This is a genomic window from Polynucleobacter sp. MWH-CaK5 (genome assembly GCF_018687615.1).
Taxonomy (GTDB): domain Bacteria; phylum Pseudomonadota; class Gammaproteobacteria; order Burkholderiales; family Burkholderiaceae; genus Polynucleobacter.
The window spans coordinates 339,982-356,382 of the sequence record NZ_CP061299.1; the positions used below are offsets into that span (position 1 = coordinate 339,982).

Sequence of the window (16,401 nt, forward strand, 5' to 3'; positions counted from 1 at the left end):
TATTGCGTATAGCGTATAGCGTCTATGCGCTGTTCAAGCTGTTCTCTGCTGTATTGCTATTAGCTGTGAGGCGTTATGCGCTTATAGCGTGGATTTAGTGCTGGTTAAGTTGTCTAAACAAATTTGGGCTAATGCCATTAAGCGTTTCAAATACTCTTGTTAATTGAGAAACGCTTGTAAAACCAGTTAGCTTTGCTATTGTTTTTAATGGGGCATTTGTAGACAGCATATCTTTTGCCATATCAATCCGTACAGACTTTACATACTGTGCTGGTGTAACTCCAAAGCTATCAAAAAACTTACGATAAAAATTGCGATGAGACATTTCAGCAATCTTAGCCATTACTTCTGCGTCTATGTGTTTTGAAATATTCTCTTTTATCCAATTTACTAATTCAATAAAAGGCTCTGCGTTTGATTGTGCTGTTAATACTGGGCTAAATTGTGACTGATAGCCAGGTCGCCTTGCGTATAGCACCAATCGTTGCGCTATTTGATTTGAAATTAAATTTCCATAATCATTAGCTACTATTTGTAGGCTCATATCAATGCCAGTTGTAACGCCAGCAGAAGTCCACACTCGTTTGTCATTTACATATAAAGCATTTGAATCAACTACTGCTGTTGGAACTTCTTTAGCTAATTTTTCGCAATAATTCCAATGCGTAGTAATACGCTTTCCATTTAGTAATCCCAATCTTCCCAATACATAAGCTCCTGTACATATAGAGCCATAGCGTTTTGCTTTAAGTGTATTTTTCTTAATAAGATTTGTTGCTGTTTTATCTTTAATTAACTCATCAATGCCATATTCATCTCCACCAGCAATTAAAAGAGTATCAATGTTTTCAATATTTCTTAGCGCAATAGTTTTAATTTCTAATCCACTACTACTTTTAATCATCCCACCTTGTGCTGATAAAAAAATGACTTGATAAACTTTTTTATTTAATGCGTCATTAGCAGATGAGAATACGCTGGCAGGACCGCTTACATCCAGTATTTGAAAGCCGTTAAAGGCAACTATGGCAATTACACGCTTTTTAGTCATTGGCACAAATTAACATAATATTGGCATTTCTGCCATCTTGTTTATCCGTACAATTTTGTAAAAGGAGAACTTGATATGAGTACTGAAATTAATATTGGTTTTTTGTTATTTCCAAATCTAACGCAATTAGATTTAACAGCACCAGCGCAAGTATTAAGCCGCATACCAAATGCCAAAATACATTTAGCGTGGAAAGATACTAACCCTGTCAAAACAGATGTTGGATTTAGCATTAACCCAACAACATCCTTCAATAATTGCCCACAACTTGATGTGCTGTGTGTGCCAGGTGGATTTGGTATTGGAGAGCAAATGATTGATAGTGAGACATTGGGCTTTTTACGCACTCAAAGTAAGAATGCCAAATACATTACTTCAGTTTGTAATGGTTCTTTAATACTTGGTGCGGCTGGGTTATTAAAAGGGCATAAAAGTGCTTGTCATTGGATTTGGAAAAAATACTTACATAAGTTTGGTGCTGAAGCTGTTGATGGACGGGTAGTAAGAGATGGCAAGCATATATCAGGTGGAGGTGTTACGGCTGGACTTGATTTTGCTTTTAATCTTGCTTCAGAATTGGCTGGTGAAGAAGTGGCTAAGATGCTACAACTTGGACTTGAATATGAACCACAACCACCATATGACTGTGGAACACCAATTAAAGCTGGTAATGAATTAGTTGAAAAAGTATTGGCACTACAGATTGAAAGAATTAAAAAGATTGAGTTGAATATAGAGCAAGCGTCTAAGGCAATTTGATAGCTTACTTTTTTATAGCGTTTTCAAGCGCCTTGTTTAGCTCTTCATAACGCTTATTGGCAAGTTTAGTTAAATGAACTTCTTTAAGCCTGCCGTCTTCTTTTGTAATCTTTAATTCAAGTAGGTTCTTATCAACAAGGCTTGATAGTGCTTTATGTAATGTTGCTTGTGATGCTATTTGATTGAGTGTGATTAAGTCTTTTACATATATTACTTTGTCAGCGTGTGTTTCAGTAGCAACTACATCCAAAAGCAATCTTTCATCATTGCTTAAGTTGTACTTCCTATTGCTTTCACTTAGCTTATTTAAGAACTTAAAGTAACTATCTTTTGTCATTTGTATATATTACTACTAATAGTTTGAGTTATTTTTAACATAGCTTCGCTAATTAAAGCTTCATTCAGCTTTAAGTGCTATCAGCAAAAGACAACTAAAGTCAGTAATGCTGTACTACGCTAAATCCCACAGCACATTGTCTGTGTCTTTCATTCCCAATTCTTTTGTTAAGTATTCCATCCAACCACTATCCACAATATCTACTTTGTGCTGTTCATCTAATTCTTGTACTCGTAGTTTTGCGTTGCGTACCAAACCATCCACTTCATTCCACTTCACATAGCTAGGCAAGTCACCAATAGCCATATGTAAATGTAAGTTCTTGCCTGTACGCTCACCTTCCACCACTACTAAGTATTTCAAGCCTTTTCCATAACGCTTTGCGCTACTACCAAACACTTGCTGGTTTAGCTTTTGTGTAAAGTGCCTAGCTATGCGTCTTACCTCGTCTTTGTCCAATTTCTGTATGTACGCACCATTAGCGTTTTTAACGAGATTGGACTGTTTAAGCGTAAGGGTTAAGGCAAGTGGATATTGCTTATGTAAGCTGTTTAACCAAGTGCGTGTAGCCTGCTTTTGCGTAGGCGTAGCAGTAGGGCAATAGGCTGTTTTTTGTCTAATTTGCTGTAGGTTCATATGTTTATTTAGCTATACCAAATAAAACCTATATATTTCCTGTTTTTTCTTATATAAATCATATACTTACAGAGATAGCAAATACTCACATTTAGGTAGGAAAAGGGCATAACTGACAGTACATTAGTAATTCCACATTATGAAAAGGAGTGAAAAATGGCTGTTTTGTCCAACTTAAAGCTAGTAGCTAGCAAAAAGCATCTAACAGTTGCGCCAGTAGTACAAAGACGCAATAAATTGATAGCAAAAATTCATCAGCAAATAGAGCTGTGTGAAGCGCAAAAGGCAGGTAATACCTACGCACCTAAAAAACTCAAAACCTATACCAATAAGCAAACTGGTGAGCGTATGACAGCAGAAGTAGCCAAAAGAGTAAGAGAATGGTTTTGGGTAAATGACGCAGGCAAGATTAATTTAGCAATTAAGTATGGCGCTAAAACACTTCCACTGAATAAGAAGGGTGCTAACGCAATTGAGCTTACAAATGGTGATGAGCTAATTGCTACGCTTAAGGAATTAAAGATTGCTACGGCAAATGGTGAATTTGATGATGCTATTACAGAAGTAAGTGAAGCAACAAGGCAGGGGTTTGGCAAATGAAGCAATACAGGCTATGGGTGCGCATTAATCAAACGCAAACAGCCAATACGATTGTGTTTGCTGACAATGCGTATATGGCAAAGCAATTAGGGGAAGCGCAGTATGGGGTTGGTAATGTGCTGAACTATACGGAAGTATGAGTAGTGCTTTAGTGGGGGTTGGGTTAAATACTTGTATGCGCTTTTACGAATTTGCCCACACCCCCACTATTAAACCTATCAAGCCAATGAACCCACAGCAATATCGCCTGTATAGCCTTAAGCGTAATAAAGAAAATGCCAACAAAGCGTACAAGGCTGAGAAGGATAGGCAGAAGATTAAGGCTGGGCAGGCGGAGTTGGCGAAGATCTAAATCTCTTGTGCTGCGTTTCGCGACACTTGTTTAGTGGTGATATCGATATTCCTGGGTCTTGCCACCATAGCCATAGCTGGCAGCTCTCACATCCTGAACGTAGATGTAACTCTCTTCATGAAGATTGCCTAGAATGCGTTCAAATCCTGCAAAAGCTTCTTTAATGTACTGAGCCTTATCATCCTTGGTATTGGTTTCATCGGTGATCTTGATATCAAAGTAAAAGCTATTCTTTCCTTGTTCACTTAATAGCTTGCCACCTACCATCCAGCAGTCTGGATCAGCATAATCAATAGCAATGGCAGTTACTTCCTTTTTCTTCCCCAAAATACGATGGGTGAGGTCTAGCAATAACTCATGAATAGCCTTGGTAGTCGCTGTATTCTTTTGTCCACTGACTTTGACGTTCAAGATTGGCATGTAATTCTCCTTTGGTTGATGATTTAAATAAGTTAGCTATGCAACTATTAGGGAAATAAAAAAATCCTTACTTCAGGGCGGAGCTAATGCCTCGAAGTTGTCCCACAACATCTTCAAAATGGTTTGTGCCCAGCATTTTCTTCAGGCGCTTGGTTACAGCCCCACTGGCGGCATTAATGGCATCCTTCATTTCCACAGCCTTTTTAGTCGGGTGGATCTCTTGCTCGCGGCCATCTTTCTCAGAGGCTAGACGTTTAATTAAGCCCAGACGTTCTAGACCATCTAAACCTCTAGTAGCAGTAGGGCGGCTGATATTCATCTCTAAAGCCAGCTTACTTTGTAATAGTGGGGCTTTATCTAAAACCACTCTAAGCATGAAGGCTTGTGATGGGGTGAGGCCAAAAGGTTTAAATGCGCTAGTCCATTCCCGCTCTAGCTGGCGAGCTAGGCTGGTGGTATTGAAATAGAGGCATTGTTCAAACATGGGAGTAGTGTAATGCAGATTAATTAGCTATGCAACTATATTGCCATAAGTGTCTCGAAACGCGACACTTGGCAGGCGCATGGCCCTAATAATCAGAGCTAGACAGTTATCGATTCCATAACTAAACTGGACCAATAGTTCTTCCGCCAAAGATTTTCATGAAATACCTCGTAACCCTAGGATCGCTGCTAGTGGCTGGATTAGTCAAGGCGGCAACAGAAGGGGTAGAAAAAGCCTTGGTGGCAGATATGGCTCCCAAAGGATTGGCAGGTACCGCATTTGGTTGGTTCAATTTAATTACTGGCCTGATGCTGTTTCCAGCTTCATTTATCTTTGGCTGGGTATATGAATCGATTGCACCGCTTTACGCATTCTTATTCTCTGGTGGTTGTGCGTTAGTTGCTTTTATGCTGATGGCGTTTTGGGTCTATACGAACGAGGCACCCTAGGCCCCGGTCGATTCTGCTCCGGGCCACAAAGAAACACCAAAACCACCTTCGTGTGGTTTTTTCGTTTATAAAATGAGATGAAATGTCACTTAGGAGATCTCTATGGTTTGGTTTTATCTTGTCATCGCCATAATTGCAGAAGTGATGGCAACTACTGCCCTGAAGTTCGCGGAAGGCTTCACGAAGCTAATACCCTCTGCATTGGTTGTGGTGGGGTATGCCGGCGCATTCTATTTTTTGTCTAAGGTTCTTAATCAAATACCCATTTCCATCGCTTATGCGATATGGTCCGGGGCTGGTGTTGCGCTGGTAGGAATAGTGGGTTGGATTTGGCTAGGACAAAAACTAGATGCTGGAGCTTTAATAGGCATCGGATTAATCATTGCAGGAGTGCTGGTGATTAATATATTTTCCCAAGCAGTGTCCCATTAAGAAGTAGGGCTTATTCGACACTATGTTTAATAAATTTTTCCAACTTTCTGATGATCAAATCAAGGATCTTTTTGATCATTTTCGAAATATAGGGATTTGTAGCGCCATCTTTGCCGCCTCAGATTGGCAATATTCACAAATTGGCCCTCTCAATTTAGGGCTGAGCATCTTCAGTTGGAGCAAGTTCATTGTCAAATCAGAGCTCAACAATGAGTGGATATATTTTAGGATTGGGATATAAGCAAATTATCACTGGCGGTTTATACGGATTTGCTGAAGGAAATTATATGAGCTACGGTAAAAAATCATTTTCTTCTAGTGCAACGTTGCCTGATGGCCGCCCTTTAAATTTAACCTTAAACCCCGATGCCAACGCCTACACATTATTGGTTGGCGTAGGTTATAAGTTCTAAATTTCAATTTCCCTTCCTTTTAAGCCACTGTTCGCAGTGGCTTTTTTATTTCCACAACTACAACACACCCTAAAATCGGAATGATATCCCCACCTCTAATGCTTCATAACTCTTATTACAGGAGATATTTAATTTGACGCAAAAAGCGTGGGTTTTTGGCGATTTATTGGGTAATTTATATTTTTATGAATGAGGGGATGGGAGGTATAGCGAGAATACTTTTTAGCGTTTGCGTTTATCAAGCTTAGACTCTATCTCTTTGAAGCTATAACGCTTCTTGTCATCGTCATCCAGCTCCATATCAATCAACTGTCTACTCTCATCACCACGCAATTGATGGACGGCTTTAACGGCGTCTAAATGTGAGTAGTGTTGCTCAATCATTGTTGTACTAGTACCCATCTGCTTAGCTAGTGTATGTATAGCAACCTTATCGTGCGTTAAGGCAAGCGTGGCATAGGTGTGGCGCAGACTGTAGAGAACACGCTTCTTATTTGTTATCAAATCTGTTTGTAGGCTGTGGCTAGTAAGGTAGTTATCAAATAGCTTGGAGAAGCTAGTAGGGCGTAGCAGTTTAGGTTTACGCTTTCTTTTAACCTTCTTCTCATCTATGTACTCTATGTAAGTAAAAATGTAATCAGTACATCCTTCCTTTATTAGCTTGGCTGGAGTTTTGCCATAGTTGCGCTGTGCTATTGCTTCTAATGCTTTTACAGTTGGTAATCTGCCAATTGATAAGCGTGAATCTGTTTTACTATCCTGTATGTTTAGGATGACTGTACGATTGGCATTGCTTATCTCTATCTCACTTCCTCTGTCGTCATACTCGTTGGGCTTTTCTATCACCCCAGTCTTTTTAATAACTGGGTACATTTTTAATTCCATCTGTGTCCACTTAAGCTCCAACAGCTCTTTGCCTGGTCGTGCGCCTGTATCTAGTAATACATAGACATAATCACGCAATAGCTTTCTAAGCTCTACGCTGTCAGCCCTACCTTTTTTAATCCACGCATCAAAATTACTCTTTAACGCTCTTGTTTCATCTAATGTAAATTCAGCACGCCTTTCGCTAGCTTTGCCTTTAGCTACTAGCTTAGGACGATTTAATTCCACCATATAACCTTTGTATATAGCTTCATCAAAAATCATCTTCAGTGCGGCATTGTGATTAAGAAGGGTGCTACGAGTGGGTTGCTTTTCCATCTTCTTAATTCGTGCTTTGTCTAAAAGCTCTAATTCTTTGTAGCCAATATTGTTTACAGCGAACTTACCTAATGTTGGGATGAAGTATTTGTCTATCGCTGTTATGTAGTCTTTGTATATTGCTTTGCCGTTGCCACTAGCCATCTCAGCTTTCAGCTTTTTAATGACAGCGTTGGCTATGTCCTTAAACCTGCGTGTAATGGGAGCTACATTAAGTTTCTTAAGCGTATTGGCTTCCACCAATATGTCGTGCGCTTTTGCTTTAGCGTCTGCTAAATCTCTGCTCCCTGTACTAGCCCTTTGCCAGCGCCCATCTACATTAAAACGGCATTGCCAAATAGCACTACGCTCACGCTGATAAACGATGAGTTTTCTAGCTATGAGGGTATGTGTGGTGGGCTTTTGAATGCTCATTTATCGCTCGCTAAGCCTTTAGCTTACAGGGGGTAGCGAAAATGGGCAATAGGTGTGTAAGCGGTGTGTAGCAAAAAGAAAAGCGCACTATTGTGCGCTTGTCCATACAGCTTGGTGGGTCGGGCGAGATTCGAACTCGCGACCAACGGATTAAAAGTCCGCTGCTCTACCGACTGAGCTACCGACCCAATCTTGCGAAAAAAAAGATTATAGCGGACTTTTTAAATTAGAGCTAGATTTGTCTACTTTTGGCCACTGGTGGGTTCTTGGCAAAGTAGCTGCGAACCCCTCTCAGAATGGCTTGGGCAATCTGTTCTTGGTACTCATGATCATTTAAGCGAGCCTCTTCTTCAGGGTTGCTGATGAATGCAGTCTCAATCAAAATCGATGGGACATCAGGTGCCTTGAGAACAGCAAAGCTGGCTTGTTCAACTTGTGGTTTATGTAGTTTTGCAAAGCCACCAATTTGTTTTAGAACGGCATCACCTAACTTCAAGCTGTCTTTGATTTGAGCGGTTGTAGACATATCAAGCAGTAATTGAGCGACTTGCTTGTCTTGAGTTTTGATATTAAGGCCACCAATCAAGTCAGCGCTGTTTTCTTTATTGGCCAACCATCTGGCTGCAGTGCTGGTGGCTCCTTGTTGTGAAAGAGCAAATACCGAAGCACCGCGTGCATGAGGTTTGACAAAAGCGTCCGCATGAATCGATACAAATAAATCTGCTTGAACACGACGCGCTTTATTGACGCGCACATGCAGTGGTACGAAGTAATCGCCATCGCGCGTTAGGTAGGAGCGCATATCAGGCTCTGCTTCAATCTTTTGCTTCAGTCTGCGTGAGATGGCTAAGACGATGTCTTTTTCTCGAGAGCCTCTCTTGCCGATGGCACCAGGATCTTCGCCACCATGCCCAGGGTCAATCGCAATGGTCAAAAGTCTGCGATGACTTGGCTTAGTTGCTTTGCTATCTGGCTTGCTATCAGATTGATTAGGTTTGATAGTTTCAGCTTTTTGAGATTCTCTTTTGGCAATCGCACCAATGGGATCGTCGGCATCCAAAGCAGCTTCTTTTTTTGCACTCTGGCGCACCAGCTCCATCAGAGGATCGTGAGCCACTGTTGGGTATAAGTCAAAGACCAAGCGATTTTGATAAGTGCCCACTGGATCTAAGGTAAACAACTGAGGCTGAATGCTTTCTTTGAGGTCGAAAACCAAGCGAACAACTTTGGGCTGAAATTGACCAACACGAACTTGAGCGATGTACGGGTCGTTGCTATTAACTTTTGCCACCAATTCTTTGATGGTGTTGTTTAATTCAAGACCTTCAACGTCTACAACTAGGCGATACGGGTTGGTGAGCAGTTGGTGGCTCACTTTTAGAACTTGATCGGACTCTAGGGTCACGCGCGTGTAGTCTTCCGCTGGCCAGATACGAACCGCCACCAGTTTTGCACCCCAAGCAATTTGACTAGGGCCTAAAAAGATGAGTGCGCTGGTTTGAGCAATTCTTTTGAGAAGCTCGCGTCGTTTCAATCTATTTGCTCGATTGCCACCAATGAATTTCATTATTCTTGAAATCCTTTGACCAGTTCGTCGCCAATGTCTGTTTGGCTGCTGATCATGAGTGATCTGGTTTCATCATCATTGGTCGATAAAGTGATGATCCAGTCGGCCAAAGGCAAGGTACCTTCTGCTTTTTCTGGCCACTCGACCATGCAAATGCCTGCTGCACTGAAGACATCTCTGAAGCCAGCGTCCATCCATTCTTTGGCATAACTCATGCGGTACAAATCAAAATGATGAAAGGGCAGGATTGTTTGTGCTATTTCATTTTCTGTGTTTTTTTGATTGAGCTTCACTTGGTAGGGCTCACACAAACCATAGGTAGGGCTTTTGACTTTGCCCATGTGACCTAATGAGCGAAGAATGTGTCTTGTCAGTGTGGTTTTGCCAACACCCAGATCACCCACTAAAGAAAAATGAAGAGCTTTATTCAAATGATTACTTTTGGCTTGGAAAAGATGTTGAATCTGTTGGGTAAGTTTTAAAGCAAACGCCTCTGTGTCTTGCTCAGAAGAAAGAGTTCTAGACGGAATCATCAGATGAGTATCTTTTGTCATTGGGCCCTACAATCTCATCATGGAGCAAAAATTGTGACTCAAACCCAAACAACCAAGGATGATTTCAACCAAGATATTTCTTGGTTGCGGCGCGAGGCCATCGACTTGGGATTTGGCGATATCAGAGTTTCTGACACAGATTTGAGTGTGGCAGGACCAAGATTGAAAGAGTGGTTGGATGCTGGACGTCACGGTGACATGAATTATATGAGGGAGCGCGCTCATTTGCGACTCAATCCTCAAGAATTGCAGCCAGGCACGGTTCGGGTTTTGACGGTTCGGATGGATTACCTGCCTGATACCTCTGAAATGCGCCAAGCAGTTGATTGGCGTAATAAAGAAATCACTCGTTGGGATGAGCCTTCCGAGGCGGTGGTGGCCATGTATGCCCGAGGTCGTGACTATCACAAGGTCCTGCGCCAGCGCTTGCAATCTTTGGCTGATGTGATTGAGAAAAAGATAGGCCCTTTTGGTTATCGGGTATTTGTTGATTCTGGCCCAGTCATGGAAGTTGAGTTGGCGAATAAGTCGGGTTTGGGTTGGCGAGGCAAACATACCTTGTTGCTCAATCGAGAAGCCGGGTCGATGTTTTTCTTGGGTGAAATCCTCGTGGATGTGCCATTCCCTGTTGATGAACCTATCACTAGTCATTGTGGTGAATGTTCTGCTTGTATCAATATCTGCCCGACCCAAGCCATCACAGCCCCTTATCAATTAGATGCGCGTCGTTGTATTTCATATTTGACGATTGAGCATCAAGGATCTATTCCTGAAGAGCTAAGACCCCTCATGGGTAACCGAGTTTACGGTTGCGATGATTGTCAGTTGGTTTGTCCTTGGAATAAATTTGCTCAACTAAGTTCAGTGCCTGATTTTTTACCAAGGCATGGTTTAGAGCATGCTGACTTATTGGATTTATGGTCATGGTCAGAGGAAGACTTTATGTCTAAGCACGAAGGCAGTCCAATCCGCAGGATTGGGTATGAGTCTTGGCGACGCAATCTTGCCGTGGGCATGGGCAATGCCCTCAGATCATCAAGCCTTGATGACGGTGCCAGAGAAAAAATCATTGGTGGTTTAAAGCAAGTGTTACCCAATGCCAGTGACATGCTGAAAGAGCACATTGAGTGGGCTTTGATCCAGGCAAGTAAAGTATCAAAATAGATCCAATAACTAAAAATTAAAAAACCAATAAACTGCATCCCATGAGTTTGAATAGAGACATCGTTTTAAAGGGCGCCAAAGACGCATTTGGAGCCCCTGCTGCTATTTTGTTTGCAGGGATGTTGGGTTTTGGTGCGATGGGGCAGGCCAATGGCCTAGATATTTGGCTAACCAGCGCCACCAGCTTTTTTATGTTCGCACTCCCTGGTCAGGTGGTGCTCGTCGAGTTGCTCGTCTTGAGTGCCTCGGGTGTCACGATTGCGATTGCTGTGACACTCACGGCCACGAGATTCTTCACGATGTGTTTAACGCTCTTTCCACAATTCCCTGAAAAGCAGCGCAGTTCTTTCTATTACTTGGTGGTCCATTTTGTGGCGATGACGGCATGGGCTGTGTCCATGAGAGATTTTCCAAAAATGAAAGCAGAGGATCGTCTTTCTTATTTCACGGGATTTGCTTTTGTATGTTGGGCTGTATCAACGCCAGCAACCGTGTTGGGTTACATGGTCGCAGGACAAGTACCAAGTTATATCAATTTGGGTTTGGTGTTCATTAATCCACTCTTTTTCTTATTGACCTTCACTGAAGTAAAGCCAAGAGGCAATCGCATCGCAATTTTATTGGGTGCCCCAATTGGCTTACTCTCATATTTATGGTTCCCTGATTACTCCTTATTGATCGCTGGAATTGTGGGTGGCACGATTGCCTACATGATTGATAAACACTTTAGGAATAAACAACATGCTTGAGCCGTCAGAACTAAGCACCATGTTCAATGATGCCGGTATGTGGGCTGCTTTGATAGCGGCTTGTATCGGAACTTATTTTTGGCGTGGTTTGGGTGTTTATTTCTCTGGAAAAATAAGCCAAGACAGTGAATTGTTCAAATGGTTATCAGCAGTCACTTATGCGATGGTGGCAGCATTAACCCTCCGTATTATTTTGTTGCCGGTGGGTTTGCTTGGCACTGTGCCAATTTATATTCGTTTGGCGGTGAGCATTGTGGCGCTCATCATCATGTATTCAAAACCAGGTGAGCGCATGATTCCAGCATTGCTGGTGGGAACTTTTAGTTTGGTGTTGTACGGATTGGTGATGAACTTTTTGGGTTGATCACCAACCGCATAGAGCTTTAAATCAATTAATAAAAATTAATCTTTTTTACAAGTTTTAATACCTAGTAATGGGTAGGCTGGGCAAAAACGAAACACGCCCGTAGCGATTGGCAATAAACCAATCCAACCCCAATTACCAATCACACCAATGATTGCCAAAACAACCAAAAGTGCTCCAATCACGATGCGTAAAGTGCGGTCAATTCCGCCGACGTTGCATTGCATAAACTTCTCCTTATTTGCCACAGTAGCTGGCGTACAACAATTCCATCACAGACATCGCGATGGGGCTCGAAATTGTGTAATAAATGTGTTTGCCATCTCGGCGTGTTGATACAACACCTTCTTCACGAAGCACGGCCAGTTGTTGTGACAAAGTGGGCTGTTGAATATTGGTGACTTCTTCTAATTCGCCAACGCGTTTTTCACCTTGGCTTAACTGGCATAACAACATCAAGCGATCACGATTGGCCAATGTTTTCATCATGCGACAGGCTTTGTCGGCGTTCTCTCTCATGGCAGCAATGTCAAACTGCATACTTTCGTTTGTTGATAGTTTTTCTTTTGCGTCCATCAAGTTCACCAATTGATTAATTAATTATTTACATTATATATTAATATTAACTATTCATTCAGATTAATAAAAGACTATCTTTGTCGCTGTTCTTCAAGGGTTCTTGGTTAAAAGAGACAGCTATTGGCGGACTAAAAGACCAATTTAAGGTATCGTACAAAGTCTTAAAAAACATAAATTTTCATAGGAGAGCACCATGCCAAGTCAAAAAGCTTATTTAAATCAATCAGATGTACAAAAAATATTGGCCGCGGCCAATGCTCATGCTGAGAAAAATAATTGGGCAGTATCAATCGCAGTGGTAGACGATGGCGGCCATTTATTGGGCTTCACACGCCGTGACAACTGCCCACCTGTGTCTGCTTATATTGCTCAAGAAAAAGGCCGTGCATCAGCTTTAGGACGTCGTGAGAGCAAAATCTATGAAGATGTGATCAATGGTGGTCGTTATTCATTTTTAAATGCCACAGCAGTTCTTCAAGGAACGCTTGAGGGTGGTGTGAACATCGTGGTCGATGGTCAAACGATTGGTGCTGTTGGTGTTTCAGGCGTTAAGTCAAATGAAGACGCTGAAATCGCTAAGGCTGGTATCTCAGCTCTTTAAGAAGCGATTAGTCAAGCAGTTAAGTAATAAATCAGTGCTAAATACTCACAGGCCTCATAATAGAGCCCTGTGAGTACAGAACAAACCAATACCCCCCCAAGTTTTACCGATTTCGGATTTTCCGAACCAATCCTGCGCGCTGTTTTAGAGCAGGGCTATACAACGCCCACGCCGATTCAAGCGCAAGCGATGCCCCATGTCTTGAAAGGTCAAGATGTGATGGGTGCTGCGCAAACTGGCACAGGCAAAACTGCCGCATTTGTTTTGCCGATTTTGCAAAACATTTTGCCTTTAGCCAGCAGCAGTGCATCTCCTGCTAGACACCCGATACGCGCTTTGGTTTTAACCCCAACCCGTGAGTTGGCAGATCAGGTGGCTGATAACGCATTTAAATACGCCAAGTACACAGACATCAGAACAGCCGTTGTGTTTGGTGGTGTTGATATGTCTGCTCAAACAAGTTTATTGCGCTCTGGTGTTGAGCTGTTGATTGCAACACCAGGTCGTTTACTAGATCACATTGGTCAAAAAACTGCGAATCTATCTCAAGTTCAAATTTTGATTTTGGATGAAGCAGACCGCATGTTGGATATGGGCTTCTTGCCAGATCTTCAGCGCATCATTGGTTTGATCCCTGCAAAACGTCAGACACTTTTGTTCTCGGCCACTTTTTCACCAGAGATTAAAAAATTAGCGCAAAGCTATTTGCGTGATCCAGTGACCATTGAGGTCGCAAGACAAAATGCTGCTGCAGATACGGTTCGCCAAGTGATACACATGGTGCCATCTGAGCAAAAGAAAGATGCGGTCATCAAAGTTTTAAAAGCCCGTATTCAGCAAGGTTTGACTCGTCAGGCCATCGTGTTCACCAATAGTCGTATTGGTTGCGGCAAATTGGCCAGTGCTTTAGAGCGCAGCGGTATCAAAGCTGGCGCGATTCATGGTGACAAGAGTCAGATTGAACGCATGCAAATCTTAGAGTCTTTCAAAAAAGGCACGATGGATGTTTTGGTTGCTACTGATGTGGCAGCACGAGGCCTTGATATTGCAGACATGCCTTGTGTGATCAATCATGAGTTGCCATTCAATGCTGAGGATTACGTGCATCGCATCGGTCGTACTGGTCGCGCAGGTGCTCAGGGTGATGCGATTGCATTGGTCGATGCTTCTGAAGAAAGACTATTAGCTGATATTGAGAAGTTAATGAATCGCAAGCTTTTACGTTTACCAGTACCAGATCCTGCCAATGGTCCGGCTGGAGATCCATTCTTCTATATGCCTTATCAAGCATCCGCTGCAAAAGACGAAAAACAATCAACACCTGGTCAAGCTGAAACAAGTGCTCAGGCGACAACTCAAACTGCCTCTCCGGCAACTAGCAAGCCATCTATTCAGCCTGGCGGTAAGCCAAGAGCTGCTCTATTGGGCGGTTTTAAAAAATAAGCTGTGGTTAAAGCTGCAGTGAAAGCTGCAATTAAAGCCACATTTAAATTTACAAGCAGGTTTTTCTGTAATGCTCAACAGCGGTTTCTAACCACTGTTTGATCATTGATTCGTTGATCATTGATTCATTGATTGTTGAATCGCTAAATTGAGAGCTATCAGAGCCCTGTTTAAAAAGTTCAGGCTCATCTAATCCCAAATGTCGCGCAGCAGCTTGAAGGGCTTCTAATGCTTCACCAGGGGTATTGCAAGCAATCGCAGTTGCATTGGTTTGTTTGCTGAGCTTCTCATGGTTGTCATCTCGCACCAAGGGCAGGTGAAGGTAATGGGGTTGAGGGTAGCCCAGTTGTTTTTGTAAATAAATTTGCCTTGCGGTGTTGTCCAATAAATCTTCACCTCTGACCACGTGTGTGATTCCTTGGAGGTAGTCATCCACAACCACCGCCAGTTGATAGGTGAATACTCTGTCTGAGCGCCTTAAGACAAAATCACCCACGGATGATTCAATCTCAGGGTCTGTGACCAATAAACGCCAAGCGCATGGTTCAGCGACCTCTTTTAAATTGCGGCAGCTTCCTGGGTAGACCAATTCACCATGCCGATCTTTCCTTTTACCCAAACGCAGTAATTGATCTTCGATTTGTTTGCGCGTGCATCGACAGCCATAAGCCTTTTTTTCTTGCAACAATTGATTCAATGCTGATTCGTAGAAATGGCTTCGTTTTGATTGATATTCAATCTCTTCATCCCAATGCAAACCGCAATTGAGCAGTTGTTGAATGATGATTTTGTCGGCGCCTGGAACGCACCTTGGTAAATCAAGGTCCTCGATCCTTAAAAGCCACTTTCCTTGATGTGCTCGGGCGTCAAGCCAACTGCCTAGGGCTGTTGCGAGCGACCCGGCGTGGAGAGCTCCTGTGGGTGAGGGTGCGAAGCGACCGCAATATTGGGATTTTAAGCTCATAAATTTTGTAGACGATGCCTACTTAGATAAAGCTGGTGAAATGTATTCTTTTTTAAGTTAAATGAGTTAATTTTACTAAGTAGTGCAGGTATGTTTTGGATGTATCATTGAACCATCTTACACAATACAAACACAATGAAAACATTTATTTCGGCTTTTCGAAAGGCTGTTCTTTCTCCCGCAAAAGCTAAAACTTCTTATTCCCAATTTGCTGAAGATTTAATTATTCAATTCGAATTAAAAGATCAGCAATCTGAACCAATTTATGTTGATGTTGGTTGCAATAATCCTCGCAGAGGGTCGAATACTTTTTTGCTTTACAAAAAAGGATGGAGAGGCTTGTTAATTGATTTGGAGTACGAAAAGATATTGGCTTGTAAATTGGCTCGACCTCGCGATAAAAGCATCCTTGCTGCAGTCAGTGATATTAAGGAGTTAGTTGATATATACAGTCAAAAATCTTTTTCTACCAACACCACAATTGCGCCAGAGTGTATTTCTGACACAAGTACTTATAAAAAGATTGGCCAAATTGAAACTAAAACATTAAATGAAATTCTTAAGGAAAATCAGATTCCTAAGTGTTTTTCATTTTTGAATATTGATGTTGAGGGGGTTGATTTTAAAGTTTTAAAAAGTCTCAATTTTGATGAATACCAGCCGGCTCTAATTTGTATAGAAAACTGGGATTCACGTGGGGGCATTGATAAGATAGTTGCTAGTGAAACACATCAATATATCGTCCAGAAAAATTACAAGTTATGTGCTTGGTCTGGTCTTTCAACTATCTATAAAAAAGATCCTAAGTTGTGTATTTAGGATTACCCGCATTGATTTTATTTTTTTGAAAGTATCTTTGAGTTTCT

The 16,401-nt window shown here is 42.0% G+C and carries 23 protein-coding genes and 1 tRNA gene; 12 read left to right on the forward strand and 12 right to left on the reverse strand.

What is annotated here, in order from left to right:
• Nucleotides 1-94: 94 nt before the first annotated feature.
• The gene (locus GQ367_RS01805) at nucleotides 95-1,051 is read right to left on the reverse strand and encodes a GlxA family transcriptional regulator (protein ID WP_215290978.1); all 957 of its coding nucleotides are present in this window, start codon (nucleotides 1,049-1,051) and stop codon (nucleotides 95-97) included.
• Between the two features lie 75 nt (nucleotides 1,052-1,126).
• On the opposite strand from GQ367_RS01805, the gene GQ367_RS01810 reads away from it, so the two are divergent.
• Nucleotides 1,127-1,810 carry a DJ-1/PfpI family protein gene (locus tag GQ367_RS01810; RefSeq protein WP_215290980.1) on the forward strand — a complete coding sequence of 228 codons (684 nt, stop codon included), beginning with the start codon at nucleotides 1,127-1,129 and terminating at the stop codon, nucleotides 1,808-1,810.
• A 4-nt stretch (nucleotides 1,811-1,814) separates the two neighbouring features.
• Here GQ367_RS01810 and GQ367_RS01815 read toward each other — a convergent pair whose 3' ends face one another.
• Both GQ367_RS01815 and GQ367_RS01820 read right to left on the reverse strand, forming a co-directional pair.
• Nucleotides 1,815-2,147: a hypothetical protein gene (locus tag GQ367_RS01815; RefSeq protein ID WP_215290982.1), complete on the reverse strand. Its 333-nt coding sequence runs from the start codon at nucleotides 2,145-2,147 to the stop codon at nucleotides 1,815-1,817.
• Between the two features lie 114 nt (nucleotides 2,148-2,261).
• Nucleotides 2,262-2,510 (reverse strand): hypothetical protein, encoded by a 249-nt coding sequence (locus GQ367_RS01820; protein ID WP_215290984.1) that lies wholly within the window; start codon nucleotides 2,508-2,510, stop codon nucleotides 2,262-2,264.
• 429 nt (nucleotides 2,511-2,939) lie between these two features.
• Here GQ367_RS01820 and GQ367_RS01825 point away from each other — a divergent pair, with 429 nt between their 5' ends.
• Both GQ367_RS01825 and GQ367_RS01830 read left to right on the forward strand, forming a co-directional pair.
• The gene (locus tag GQ367_RS01825) at nucleotides 2,940-3,383 is read left to right on the forward strand and encodes a DUF6641 family protein (protein ID WP_215290986.1); all 444 of its coding nucleotides are present in this window, start codon (nucleotides 2,940-2,942) and stop codon (nucleotides 3,381-3,383) included.
• Between the two features lie 175 nt (nucleotides 3,384-3,558).
• Nucleotides 3,559-3,735: a hypothetical protein gene (locus GQ367_RS01830; protein ID WP_215290987.1), complete on the forward strand. Its 177-nt coding sequence runs from the start codon at nucleotides 3,559-3,561 to the stop codon at nucleotides 3,733-3,735.
• 30 nt (nucleotides 3,736-3,765) lie between these two features.
• On the opposite strand, the gene GQ367_RS01835 is transcribed toward GQ367_RS01830, so the two are convergent.
• Together GQ367_RS01835 and GQ367_RS01840 are read right to left on the reverse strand one after the other, a co-directional pair.
• Nucleotides 3,766-4,155 carry a 4-oxalocrotonate tautomerase family protein gene (locus GQ367_RS01835; RefSeq protein ID WP_215290989.1) on the reverse strand — a complete coding sequence of 130 codons (390 nt, stop codon included), beginning with the start codon at nucleotides 4,153-4,155 and terminating at the stop codon, nucleotides 3,766-3,768.
• A 67-nt stretch (nucleotides 4,156-4,222) separates the two neighbouring features.
• Nucleotides 4,223-4,639, reverse strand: a complete 417-nt coding sequence (locus tag GQ367_RS01840; protein ID WP_215290991.1) for a MarR family winged helix-turn-helix transcriptional regulator — start codon at nucleotides 4,637-4,639, stop codon at nucleotides 4,223-4,225.
• A 158-nt stretch (nucleotides 4,640-4,797) separates the two neighbouring features.
• Between GQ367_RS01840 and GQ367_RS01845 the strand changes: the two genes are divergently transcribed.
• The 3 genes from GQ367_RS01845 to GQ367_RS01855 all read left to right on the forward strand — a co-directional run bounded on the left by GQ367_RS01845 (nucleotide 4,798) and on the right by GQ367_RS01855 (nucleotide 5,933).
• A complete protein-coding gene (locus tag GQ367_RS01845; RefSeq protein ID WP_215290993.1) occupies nucleotides 4,798-5,088 on the forward strand; it encodes a hypothetical protein in 291 nt (96 codons plus the stop codon).
• Between the two features lie 102 nt (nucleotides 5,089-5,190).
• Complete coding sequence (locus GQ367_RS01850) at nucleotides 5,191-5,520, forward strand: multidrug efflux SMR transporter (protein ID WP_215290994.1); 330 nt, start codon at nucleotides 5,191-5,193, stop codon at nucleotides 5,518-5,520.
• Nucleotides 5,521-5,729: 209 nt separating this feature from the next.
• The gene (locus GQ367_RS01855) at nucleotides 5,730-5,933 is read left to right on the forward strand and encodes a hypothetical protein (RefSeq protein WP_215290996.1); all 204 of its coding nucleotides are present in this window, start codon (nucleotides 5,730-5,732) and stop codon (nucleotides 5,931-5,933) included.
• 222 nt (nucleotides 5,934-6,155) lie between these two features.
• Here GQ367_RS01855 and GQ367_RS01860 read toward each other — a convergent pair whose 3' ends face one another.
• The 4 genes from GQ367_RS01860 to tsaE all read right to left on the reverse strand — a co-directional run bounded on the left by GQ367_RS01860 (nucleotide 6,156) and on the right by tsaE (nucleotide 9,671).
• Nucleotides 6,156-7,550, reverse strand: a complete 1,395-nt coding sequence (locus GQ367_RS01860; RefSeq protein ID WP_215290998.1) for a hypothetical protein — start codon at nucleotides 7,548-7,550, stop codon at nucleotides 6,156-6,158.
• Between the two features lie 112 nt (nucleotides 7,551-7,662).
• A tRNA-Lys gene (locus GQ367_RS01865) sits at nucleotides 7,663-7,738 on the reverse strand.
• A gap of 44 nt (nucleotides 7,739-7,782) precedes the next feature.
• Complete coding sequence (locus tag GQ367_RS01870; RefSeq protein ID WP_215291000.1) at nucleotides 7,783-9,117, reverse strand: N-acetylmuramoyl-L-alanine amidase; 1,335 nt, start codon at nucleotides 9,115-9,117, stop codon at nucleotides 7,783-7,785.
• Nucleotides 9,117-9,671: a tRNA (adenosine(37)-N6)-threonylcarbamoyltransferase complex ATPase subunit type 1 TsaE gene (gene tsaE / locus GQ367_RS01875; RefSeq protein ID WP_215291008.1), complete on the reverse strand. Its 555-nt coding sequence runs from the start codon at nucleotides 9,669-9,671 to the stop codon at nucleotides 9,117-9,119. Before tsaE ends, GQ367_RS01870 begins: the two co-directional genes overlap by 1 nt.
• A gap of 33 nt (nucleotides 9,672-9,704) precedes the next feature.
• Between tsaE and queG the strand changes: the two genes are divergently transcribed.
• Genes queG through GQ367_RS01890 form a run of 3 tightly spaced genes read left to right on the forward strand, consistent with a single transcriptional unit; the run spans nucleotide 9,705 to nucleotide 11,948 of the window.
• Complete coding sequence (gene queG, locus GQ367_RS01880) at nucleotides 9,705-10,835, forward strand: tRNA epoxyqueuosine(34) reductase QueG (RefSeq protein ID WP_251370183.1); 1,131 nt, start codon at nucleotides 9,705-9,707, stop codon at nucleotides 10,833-10,835.
• A 41-nt stretch (nucleotides 10,836-10,876) separates the two neighbouring features.
• Complete coding sequence (locus GQ367_RS01885) at nucleotides 10,877-11,584, forward strand: AzlC family ABC transporter permease (RefSeq protein ID WP_215291012.1); 708 nt, start codon at nucleotides 10,877-10,879, stop codon at nucleotides 11,582-11,584.
• Nucleotides 11,577-11,948: an AzlD domain-containing protein gene (locus tag GQ367_RS01890; RefSeq protein ID WP_251370184.1), complete on the forward strand. Its 372-nt coding sequence runs from the start codon at nucleotides 11,577-11,579 to the stop codon at nucleotides 11,946-11,948. Before GQ367_RS01885 ends, GQ367_RS01890 begins: the two co-directional genes overlap by 8 nt.
• A 38-nt stretch (nucleotides 11,949-11,986) precedes the next feature.
• Here the strand turns inward: GQ367_RS01890 and GQ367_RS01895 are convergent, their stop codons facing one another.
• On the reverse strand, nucleotides 11,987-12,175 hold the full coding sequence (locus GQ367_RS01895) for a DUF2892 domain-containing protein (RefSeq protein ID WP_215291014.1): 189 nt from the start codon (nucleotides 12,173-12,175) through the stop codon (nucleotides 11,987-11,989).
• 10 nt (nucleotides 12,176-12,185) lie between these two features.
• Nucleotides 12,186-12,524: a helix-turn-helix transcriptional regulator gene (locus tag GQ367_RS01900; RefSeq protein WP_251370185.1), complete on the reverse strand. Its 339-nt coding sequence runs from the start codon at nucleotides 12,522-12,524 to the stop codon at nucleotides 12,186-12,188.
• 196 nt (nucleotides 12,525-12,720) lie between these two features.
• On the opposite strand from GQ367_RS01900, the gene GQ367_RS01905 reads away from it, so the two are divergent.
• Both GQ367_RS01905 and GQ367_RS01910 read left to right on the forward strand, forming a co-directional pair.
• Nucleotides 12,721-13,128 (forward strand): heme-binding protein, encoded by a 408-nt coding sequence (locus GQ367_RS01905; protein WP_215291016.1) that lies wholly within the window; start codon nucleotides 12,721-12,723, stop codon nucleotides 13,126-13,128.
• A gap of 69 nt (nucleotides 13,129-13,197) precedes the next feature.
• Nucleotides 13,198-14,571 (forward strand): DEAD/DEAH box helicase, encoded by a 1,374-nt coding sequence (locus GQ367_RS01910; protein ID WP_215291018.1) that lies wholly within the window; start codon nucleotides 13,198-13,200, stop codon nucleotides 14,569-14,571.
• 49 nt (nucleotides 14,572-14,620) lie between these two features.
• Here the strand turns inward: GQ367_RS01910 and gluQRS are convergent, their stop codons facing one another.
• Nucleotides 14,621-15,535, reverse strand: coding sequence for a tRNA glutamyl-Q(34) synthetase GluQRS (gene gluQRS, locus GQ367_RS01915; RefSeq protein ID WP_215291020.1), 915 nt, complete (start codon nucleotides 15,533-15,535; stop codon nucleotides 14,621-14,623).
• A 135-nt stretch (nucleotides 15,536-15,670) separates the two neighbouring features.
• Here gluQRS and GQ367_RS01920 point away from each other — a divergent pair, with 135 nt between their 5' ends.
• Nucleotides 15,671-16,354 (forward strand): FkbM family methyltransferase, encoded by a 684-nt coding sequence (locus GQ367_RS01920; RefSeq protein WP_215291022.1) that lies wholly within the window; start codon nucleotides 15,671-15,673, stop codon nucleotides 16,352-16,354.
• Nucleotides 16,355-16,401 lie beyond the last annotated feature (47 nt).

Excerpts from the sequence above, each read along its gene's own strand:
- GQ367_RS01845 (WP_215290993.1), top strand. The coding sequence starts at position 4,798 with ATGAAATACCTCGTAACCCTAGGATCGCTGCTAGTGGCTGGATTAGTC.
- GQ367_RS01885 (WP_215291012.1), top strand. The coding sequence starts at position 10,877 with ATGAGTTTGAATAGAGACATCGTTTTAAAGGGCGCCAAAGACGCATTT.
- GQ367_RS01835 (WP_215290989.1), bottom strand. The coding sequence starts at position 4,155 with ATGCCAATCTTGAACGTCAAAGTCAGTGGACAAAAGAATACAGCGACT.
- GQ367_RS01830 (WP_215290987.1), top strand. The coding sequence starts at position 3,559 with ATGCGCTTTTACGAATTTGCCCACACCCCCACTATTAAACCTATCAAG.
- GQ367_RS01805 (WP_215290978.1), bottom strand. The coding sequence starts at position 1,051 with ATGACTAAAAAGCGTGTAATTGCCATAGTTGCCTTTAACGGCTTTCAA.
- GQ367_RS01870 (WP_215291000.1), bottom strand. The coding sequence starts at position 9,117 with ATGAAATTCATTGGTGGCAATCGAGCAAATAGATTGAAACGACGCGAG.
- GQ367_RS01920 (WP_215291022.1), top strand. The coding sequence starts at position 15,671 with ATGAAAACATTTATTTCGGCTTTTCGAAAGGCTGTTCTTTCTCCCGCA.
- GQ367_RS01825 (WP_215290986.1), top strand. The coding sequence starts at position 2,940 with ATGGCTGTTTTGTCCAACTTAAAGCTAGTAGCTAGCAAAAAGCATCTA.
- GQ367_RS01860 (WP_215290998.1), bottom strand. The coding sequence starts at position 7,550 with ATGAGCATTCAAAAGCCCACCACACATACCCTCATAGCTAGAAAACTC.
- GQ367_RS01890 (WP_251370184.1), top strand. The coding sequence starts at position 11,577 with ATGCTTGAGCCGTCAGAACTAAGCACCATGTTCAATGATGCCGGTATG.
- GQ367_RS01840 (WP_215290991.1), bottom strand. The coding sequence starts at position 4,639 with ATGTTTGAACAATGCCTCTATTTCAATACCACCAGCCTAGCTCGCCAG.
- GQ367_RS01850 (WP_215290994.1), top strand. The coding sequence starts at position 5,191 with ATGGTTTGGTTTTATCTTGTCATCGCCATAATTGCAGAAGTGATGGCA.
- GQ367_RS01855 (WP_215290996.1), top strand. The coding sequence starts at position 5,730 with ATGAGTGGATATATTTTAGGATTGGGATATAAGCAAATTATCACTGGC.
- GQ367_RS01810 (WP_215290980.1), top strand. The coding sequence starts at position 1,127 with ATGAGTACTGAAATTAATATTGGTTTTTTGTTATTTCCAAATCTAACG.
- GQ367_RS01895 (WP_215291014.1), bottom strand. The coding sequence starts at position 12,175 with ATGCAATGCAACGTCGGCGGAATTGACCGCACTTTACGCATCGTGATT.
- GQ367_RS01905 (WP_215291016.1), top strand. The coding sequence starts at position 12,721 with ATGCCAAGTCAAAAAGCTTATTTAAATCAATCAGATGTACAAAAAATA.
- gluQRS (WP_215291020.1), bottom strand. The coding sequence starts at position 15,535 with ATGAGCTTAAAATCCCAATATTGCGGTCGCTTCGCACCCTCACCCACA.
- GQ367_RS01900 (WP_251370185.1), bottom strand. The coding sequence starts at position 12,524 with ATGGACGCAAAAGAAAAACTATCAACAAACGAAAGTATGCAGTTTGAC.
- GQ367_RS01815 (WP_215290982.1), bottom strand. The coding sequence starts at position 2,147 with ATGACAAAAGATAGTTACTTTAAGTTCTTAAATAAGCTAAGTGAAAGC.
- tsaE (WP_215291008.1), bottom strand. The coding sequence starts at position 9,671 with ATGACAAAAGATACTCATCTGATGATTCCGTCTAGAACTCTTTCTTCT.